A 4,256-nucleotide genomic window follows, 5' to 3' on the forward strand; every position below is an offset into this window, starting at 1 on the left:
TTGTAGTCATGTTTCCTTAAATTGTAGTCATGTTTCCTTAAATTGTAGTCATGTTATTCTGTTAACTGTTGCTATTACTAGCTTCATACGTATGCAATACATATAATACATATAATACATATAATACATATAATACAACTGTATGTTTTTGGATATATATATTAAAAAAAGAGACTATAAATTCTATAGTCTCTTTAAATTAAGCCTTTTGCCATGTGAATGTTTTATCAGTTTTATCAATAAGGGCTAACTCTGTATCATGTTGAATTGTATAGTCATTAAACTCATGTGTTACTACTCCTTTTGAAAGTGTTCCAGCTGAAGAGAGTGAAATTCCTTCTTTAGGATCTTGGGCATTTATTAAAACTATATAATTACAATTTGACTTTGTTACAATATCATTAAAAAATTGAACTAAAGTTTCATTTGTCATAGTACTGTTATAGTTTAAAACTCCATAAGAACCAATATCATAACCACCACCACTTAATTCAGGCATAACCATTAATAATTGAGAATCATTCATGCCTGTTATTCCCTTAAAGGTTTTCCCCATATTAACATATATTCTGCCAGTTTTTGTAGTAGCTTGTGTTCCGAGTGGTAAATTTTTAGATTGCGCTGATAATGATGTTGTTTTTGGAGGAGTTGATGTATCTTTTGAACAGCCAGCACCTACCACAGCAACCACAATAATAATAGCTGCAAGTATAAATATTTTTTTCATATGTACACATCCCTTTAATATTTTTTTCTATAAAAGAGTAACTATAAAATATTTTTCTGTAAAAGTAATTAAAATGCAATAATTGTAATTGAAATGTAAAAAAAGTAATTTAAATAACATAATTTATATAAAAAGTTGACAAAATGGTAAAGAGAATACTAGGATTATTAATATATTTATTAATTTTTATAATTAGTCTAAAAATCAATTTTGGAAGTGATTTTAAATTGAAAAGATAGGGATAATATTTTAGAAAAAATATGATAATAAGTAATTATAAATTTAGTAAATTTTGAAATTTTGAATTTCTATACATATCTAGTAATATAAAATTGCAGATGCAAAATAGACTAGGTGGAGTTGATAAAAATGGATTATGAAAAAGAAATAATTAAGATGATGAATGAATCTAAGAATAATTTTGAAATAAAATTATTATATGATTATTATCGTATAATAATTACGAATAATAAAAGAAAAGGAGCTAACCTAAGATAGGGTAGCTCCTTTTCCTATTCACTTAAACGTTCAATTAATGTTTTGAGTGTTTTAAAATCGGGTTCTTTTAATTTTATCAATTTTTCAACTAATTCAATAGTTTCAGAATCTTTAGTATTTAAAAGTTCAAGTATATTTTTTAGTAATAAAGCATTTTGTGCTTCTGGTTTAAACATTTCCTCTTTACCAGTTAAAATCCAAATTTCATTAATGGCAAACATATCACAAATATCTCTTATTAACCTGTTACCAGGATCACGTTTATTATTTTCGAGTAAAGAAATCCAAGTTTTATCTACCCCTAATTTATCAGCGAATTCTGATTGGCTTAATTTAAACCAAGTCCTAATTTTTTTTAATCTAGTTCCAAACATCACATTCACCTCTTTAATAATTTTATATTATAAATATTAACTAGTCAATCTAATTTTCTAACAAGTTAAACAAATTTAATTAAAATTAACAAAAAGTATTTAACTAATTAAACATAGGTGTTATAATAATATTAACAAGACAATATGGAGGTGCCTAATGAAATCTTTAGAAGATAAAAAAATATTAGAAATAATAGAACTAGTACAAAAAATAACAAAGTTAGATAAATTGAAACGAACATATATAAAAGGTTTTTTAGATGGTTCACTAATAAATAACGAAGAAGGTTTAGAAATTTATTAAAGGAGAATAGACAAATGGATAATAAAAGATTTTTCACATTAGAAACAGAAAGTAAAAATAAATATTATCAAATACCAAAAATATTTATGGTTAAAGAAAGTAAATATAGTTCATTATCAGCAATGGCTAAGTTAACTTATGGGATATTAGCTGATAGAAATAGTATTTCAATAGAAAATGGATGGATTGATGAAGAACAAAGAGTTTTCTTTATATTTGATCAAGAAAGTATTTGTGAGATTTTAGGTGTTAAGGATCCTAAGACTGTAAGGAAATACTTAAAAGAACTTGAAAAAATAGATTTGATTTTTACTGTTAGACAAGGGATTAATCTTCCCAACAGATTGTACTTATTACAAGTTGAAGTATCTGAAAGTCAGTCATATCAATTGATAGGGAAAAAACCCCTATCAAGAGAGGGAAAAAACCCCCATCAAGACAGGGAAAAATCCCCTAGTAATAAGACTAATATAAATAAGACTAATATAAATAAGACTAATATAAATAAGACTAATATATCTTCTTCTAAAGAAAAAGTTGAAGAAGAAGATAGCGATATAGATTTAATTTTAAAAGAAAGCACTAAGAGTAATTTAAAACTTAGTAGAAAAGTTGTAGAGCAGTTACTAACTGGATATACCATAAAAGAAATATTAAGAGTTATTGCAGCAATAAATAATCCAAGTGAAATAAAGAATGTTGGTGCTTATATGAAAAAATCTTTAGTAGAAAATTCTAAATCTATAAACATAACTAAGACTACGGTAAAAGAAGTAAAACCTAATGGAAACTTTGAAAGCAGAGATATTAAAAACGATGAAGAATTAATGGGATGGGATGAATAATAGAATATTATAGTTATAAAACTCTTAAAATGACGTTTAAACAGTTTTAAACAATGCTTGTCTATAAGTAGACATAATAAACTTAAAGTTGCTTAAAAATGATTTTGAGAAGAAATAGGGTGATAGAGAATGACAAGGGAAATGAAATCAGAAATATTTAAAAGTTTAGATTTATTTGATAATAAAGAATTTGATTATGTTGCAAATATGAAAGCATTTTATCGTATTAATGATTTTAAATCTGTATATAAAGAATGGAGACAAGCCTATATAAAAGGCAAAGTAAAGACTGAAAAAATAAATTTAGATAGTTATTCTAAAAGAATTGCAAGAAGGTCAAGAAAGAAAGTTACGCCAGAGCAGATAAAGAAAGCATTGCTTATGAGACTTGATAACTATAAAGCTAAAGATATATCGAAAAGTACAGGTTTAAATATGAGCAAGATAGATCGTTTGTTTTCAAATGCTAAGTTATATGGATTATTAGAAATTAAGGAGAAAAGAAATGAGAGTTAAGAAAAAACTTTATTTAAGAGTTAAGAAAAATATTAAAAGATATATAAGAGAAGATATAAAAAATATTGAAATAACAAGAGAATATGGACAGAGCGATGAATGGAAGATGAAAGCAATATTTAGCTTTGGCGATTTGATATTGCATAAAAGAGCATTAGTTAAAAATGAAAAGTTTTATAAAAATCAAATAAAGAAAGTGGGTAAAAAAGATGAAAGAAATTAAAGTAAAAATGAATCTTGATTGTAGAGAACTAAAAGAAGTCCTTAATAAAGCAAATAAAGTTAATAGAAAAGAAGAAATTAAAGAAATAGGAATAAGTTTTATTGAAATGCTGCAAGAACTTAAGAATGATAATACAAAAATGTTTAAGTGTAAAGAACATGAAAAAATAGGATATAAAATAATTGATGAACAATTTTGTGCAGTTGATTTTGAAAGTGATAGTTTTAAACCAAGCTGTGTGAGAACTATGGATATATTAACAAGTGCATATACGTTTATAGAGGTCATAGAACCTTATCGTAAAACTATAATGCATGGAGATTATTATTGGCGTGTGGGTACAGGTTTAATTATAGAAAAGGTGATGTGTAGAATGGGAACACCAGTAAGTGAAGATAAAAGAATAGGGAATATGTTTAAAACATCTGAACAAGCAACTACGGTAGCTATTAAGATGCAAATTTTATTAAATCAAGCGAATCTATTAGAAAGTGAGGAAATGTAGAAATGAAAGAGCCAGATGTAAGTAAAATAATAGTTAAGTATGAAGATGGAACAGAAAAGGAATTAGATAAAGGGGCAGTAGTTAGTTTTAGATTTGATGAATATGATAAAGAAAATAAAGTAACGCTTGAAATGAGTAAGTTCAACAAACAAGACTTAGAAATTCTTATTTTTGCAATGATGGAAACAGGTCAAAGATTAGGATTATTCGATGATTTGGAGGAAGAATAAATTATGTGTGATTGTGATGATAAATTCAGAATGT

Annotated in this window: 9 protein-coding genes; 7 read left to right on the forward strand and 2 right to left on the reverse strand. The window is 25.8% G+C overall.

Annotated elements, in window-relative coordinates; all coding sequences use genetic code 11:
- Positions 1–199: 199 nt before the first annotated feature.
- Positions 200–727, reverse strand: a complete 528-nt coding sequence (locus Q0V15_RS12135; protein WP_297439377.1) for a hypothetical protein — start codon at positions 725–727, stop codon at positions 200–202.
- Between the two features lie 369 nt (positions 728–1,096).
- On the opposite strand from Q0V15_RS12135, the gene Q0V15_RS12140 reads away from it, so the two are divergent.
- Positions 1,097–1,225 (forward strand): hypothetical protein, encoded by a 129-nt coding sequence (locus Q0V15_RS12140; protein WP_297439379.1) that lies wholly within the window; start codon positions 1,097–1,099, stop codon positions 1,223–1,225.
- Between the two features lie 14 nt (positions 1,226–1,239).
- Here the strand turns inward: Q0V15_RS12140 and Q0V15_RS12145 are convergent, their stop codons facing one another.
- Positions 1,240–1,599, reverse strand: coding sequence for a helix-turn-helix domain-containing protein (locus Q0V15_RS12145; RefSeq protein ID WP_297439382.1), 360 nt, complete (start codon positions 1,597–1,599; stop codon positions 1,240–1,242).
- A gap of 157 nt (positions 1,600–1,756) precedes the next feature.
- Between Q0V15_RS12145 and Q0V15_RS12150 the strand changes: the two genes are divergently transcribed.
- From Q0V15_RS12150 to Q0V15_RS12175, 6 genes are all read left to right on the forward strand, one after another.
- Entirely contained in the window at positions 1,757–1,903 is a 147-nt protein-coding gene (locus Q0V15_RS12150) for a hypothetical protein (RefSeq protein ID WP_297439384.1), read from the forward strand.
- Between the two features lie 14 nt (positions 1,904–1,917).
- Entirely contained in the window at positions 1,918–2,748 is an 831-nt protein-coding gene (locus Q0V15_RS12155; RefSeq protein ID WP_297439386.1) for a replication initiator protein A, read from the forward strand.
- A gap of 129 nt (positions 2,749–2,877) precedes the next feature.
- Complete coding sequence (locus tag Q0V15_RS12160; protein ID WP_297439388.1) at positions 2,878–3,264, forward strand: hypothetical protein; 387 nt, start codon at positions 2,878–2,880, stop codon at positions 3,262–3,264.
- The gene (locus Q0V15_RS12165; protein WP_297439390.1) at positions 3,254–3,487 is read left to right on the forward strand and encodes a hypothetical protein; all 234 of its coding nucleotides are present in this window, start codon (positions 3,254–3,256) and stop codon (positions 3,485–3,487) included. The genes Q0V15_RS12160 and Q0V15_RS12165 overlap by 11 nt, the downstream gene beginning before the upstream one ends.
- On the forward strand, positions 3,474–3,992 hold the full coding sequence (locus Q0V15_RS12170) for a hypothetical protein (protein WP_297439392.1): 519 nt from the start codon (positions 3,474–3,476) through the stop codon (positions 3,990–3,992). Before Q0V15_RS12165 ends, Q0V15_RS12170 begins: the two co-directional genes overlap by 14 nt.
- 2 nt (positions 3,993–3,994) lie before the next feature.
- Entirely contained in the window at positions 3,995–4,222 is a 228-nt protein-coding gene (locus Q0V15_RS12175) for a hypothetical protein (protein WP_297439393.1), read from the forward strand.
- The last annotated feature ends 34 nt before the right edge of the window (positions 4,223–4,256 follow it).

It is taken from the genome of uncultured Clostridium sp. (genome assembly GCF_947036855.1).
GTDB lineage: Bacteria > Bacillota > Clostridia > Clostridiales > Clostridiaceae > Sarcina.

Excerpts from the sequence above, each read along its gene's own strand:
- Q0V15_RS12135 (WP_297439377.1), bottom strand. The coding sequence starts at position 727 with ATGAAAAAAATATTTATACTTGCAGCTATTATTATTGTGGTTGCTGTG.
- Q0V15_RS12140 (WP_297439379.1), top strand. The coding sequence starts at position 1,097 with ATGGATTATGAAAAAGAAATAATTAAGATGATGAATGAATCTAAGAAT.
- Q0V15_RS12145 (WP_297439382.1), bottom strand. The coding sequence starts at position 1,599 with ATGTTTGGAACTAGATTAAAAAAAATTAGGACTTGGTTTAAATTAAGC.
- Q0V15_RS12150 (WP_297439384.1), top strand. The coding sequence starts at position 1,757 with ATGAAATCTTTAGAAGATAAAAAAATATTAGAAATAATAGAACTAGTA.
- Q0V15_RS12155 (WP_297439386.1), top strand. The coding sequence starts at position 1,918 with ATGGATAATAAAAGATTTTTCACATTAGAAACAGAAAGTAAAAATAAA.
- Q0V15_RS12160 (WP_297439388.1), top strand. The coding sequence starts at position 2,878 with ATGACAAGGGAAATGAAATCAGAAATATTTAAAAGTTTAGATTTATTT.
- Q0V15_RS12165 (WP_297439390.1), top strand. The coding sequence starts at position 3,254 with ATGAGAGTTAAGAAAAAACTTTATTTAAGAGTTAAGAAAAATATTAAA.
- Q0V15_RS12170 (WP_297439392.1), top strand. The coding sequence starts at position 3,474 with ATGAAAGAAATTAAAGTAAAAATGAATCTTGATTGTAGAGAACTAAAA.
- Q0V15_RS12175 (WP_297439393.1), top strand. The coding sequence starts at position 3,995 with ATGAAAGAGCCAGATGTAAGTAAAATAATAGTTAAGTATGAAGATGGA.